Raw genomic sequence first — 2,595 nt, forward strand, 5'->3', positions numbered from 1 at the left:
AAGATTATAAATTGTCGTTTGATTTTCATGTTTGAATACTAACTCTTTAACACCATCACCATCAAAGTCTATTGATGCTGTTAATCCTGTCTTGTAGTTAGGCTCAGCAACCAGTGAAATGCTATATTTAGCCACGTCACTATTAAAGTCTTTGATTTCGAATGGTTTTGATATATTGGCAGAATAATGTCCTTCTTGGTGGAGGTATTCAGGACTACCATCACCATCAATATCTCCCAAAAATTCGAAACTGCCAATAATGGGCTCTTTGATGTGATTAGATCCATCCATGTTCAATATATAGCTCTTTCTGTTGCTAAGGCCCCAATCATAGAGCTGATACACTACTTTATCGTTGCTATTTTTAGCAAAAGGAATTACTGACACCTTTTCAAGTGTTGTTGCTGTAAAATAGTCGATATTCTTTGCGACTTCTTTTGACCATGATTCATTTTGAGTAAATGGGGATATATTTTTCAATGTTGCACTAGTGACTTTGTTGAAGCTTGGCTCCCATTTTGTAAATCTGATAGCAGCTAGCGTCTTATGTTCATCAATAATTCTTAGTTTGTTGTCTTGCTTTGCTAAATAGGCATTACCATTGAATCCCAGCTCAGTTACATCACCAAATGTTATTTCCTTGACATCGAGCTTCTTCGTGCTTTTTATTTTTTCTTTTCGCTCATCACCGTACAAGTCTAGATATTCATAAATGTAATTATATGTATCTGGTTGGTAGTCTGCGTTTTGTCTAGTTATGTTTTTGCCAATGATCTCGCTTTCTCTCGTGAGATAGTCATAATAAATGATGTTTGAAACAGTGATACCGTCAGAATTAAAGCTAATTGTTCCAAAAACTTGGTTTAGCTCATCGTTGAACATTGATGACCAACCATATTTTGAGTCGCGTGTTTCCTGCTTACAACTTTCTAGAGAATTCCCTACAGGCCAAATAACACTGCCGTTTTTTACGTCGATAGTACAGCCTTCACTAACTACTTCATCTGTTCCATCATCGTTTATATCTTTAGTAAATAAATAGGTGCCTGTTACCGCAAGCGTACCAATCAGGTTCATTTCATTATTTTGAATTTGGTAGATTTCGCCGTCCCATGTCAGCATTTCATTGAACAGACGGTTGGTAAATTTTCCAACAACAAAGTCAGAGTTTGGTAAGTTGTAGTGCGCTTTGGTTTTTAGCGTATGCATATCAAGTGTAGACATACTGTTTTCATTTATCAGCATGATTTCGACGTTACCATCGTTATCTATGTCTTTAAATTTAACGATATCAGCGGTTACATTTGGGAGCACTTTTACATATTTTCTGGCAGTTAAATTTAGAAGGTGTACGTTACTTTTATCACTAATAACAACTGCATAGTGATTGTCCGATCTTTGATCGTAATAAATTCCAAACTCGCTAATTAACTCATCTTCGCTCTCGAGCTTCACTGAGTCAGTCACTGTTGTTTTTACAAGTTTATCATTACGGTTGATTTCAATAATTGCTAGTGTTTTATGATCACTGTTAATCTTCCCAACTATATCTTTATTCGAGTCATTACCAATATCAACAACGTTTATATAACCGATCTGGTTAATACTCGAGTAATGCTTAACTTTCTCTACGTGCGCGAATGATGATTGCGTCATTATTAATATAGTGAGAAGTGCTGTTGTAGAAAATTTCATGTTATTCCTTCTAGGTTTTCTACTATTTATAATGAAATTTTATTTAAAATCCAAATAGAATATAAAATAAACTAACATAATTTTCTTATCATGAATAACCAGAGAGATCGGATATTACCCTTGGATCAAGTAAATTGATCCAAGGGTAAAAACTGATTATTACAATGTTGAATTGGGAGCAGTAACGCAGACTCTCACTTTGCGGAAGAACCCTACCAGCATCAGCAGAGAGAGCAGGTAGATAGGCATGCTTCCGCCACTTTTGCTCTTTGGTTCAGTGACCCCTGACTCTTTATCTGTATTGTCTTTGTTGACGCCAGCTTTTGTCGTGTTGACGTTAAGGATAACATTGCTTGGCTCTGAATAACTCATGCCATCAAACACTCGATACTGAAAGTTTACTTCATAAGTAGCATCATTTTCTGGGGTGTAAGACATCAGCCCCGTATTACTATTTATCTCGACCGCACCTTTATCTGGTTGTGAGAGCAATTCGTAAGTAAGTGGGTCTGAATCAGCATCCTTAGCCAAAAGCGGAATGTCAGCCACTCCAGATTGATTGACCTCGAATTCGACTGGTGGTGCCTGCGGCGTCGTATTCGTATGGTTTACAGTGATGACTTTCTCAATGTATAGACCATGCTCATTACTCACATTCACGCTAAGCATTGCAGGCTCTAACGTTGAAGTCGACGGTGTATATGTAAATTCCCCCGTTGCTGTATTACTGAAGACAAACTCACCTGAAGTAGGTGCGCTAGTCACTCCGAACTGAAGAACAGTATTTTCGTCTATGCCTGATAATGACAATGTGCCATTAAGCGGAGTACGCCAGTGGGCAGAAAGTGAACTAGATTCAATAAGAAGTGGAGTTCCTTCAATATTAATAGAGACTAAGAC

General features: G+C 37.3%; 2 protein-coding genes. Both read right to left on the reverse strand.

What is annotated here, in order from left to right:
- Positions 1–1,695 (reverse strand): hypothetical protein (locus HUZ36_RS21565; protein ID WP_176033941.1); only part of this gene is annotated, 1,695 nt, incomplete at its 3' end.
- A gap of 159 nt (positions 1,696–1,854) precedes the next feature.
- The coding region (locus tag HUZ36_RS21570) for an Ig-like domain-containing protein (RefSeq protein WP_176033942.1) at positions 1,855–2,595 on the reverse strand (741 nt) is incomplete at its 5' end.

Origin of the sequence: Pseudoalteromonas sp. McH1-7, from assembly GCF_013366255.1 — a bacterium.
Lineage (GTDB): Bacteria > Pseudomonadota > Gammaproteobacteria > Enterobacterales > Alteromonadaceae > Pseudoalteromonas > Pseudoalteromonas peptidolytica.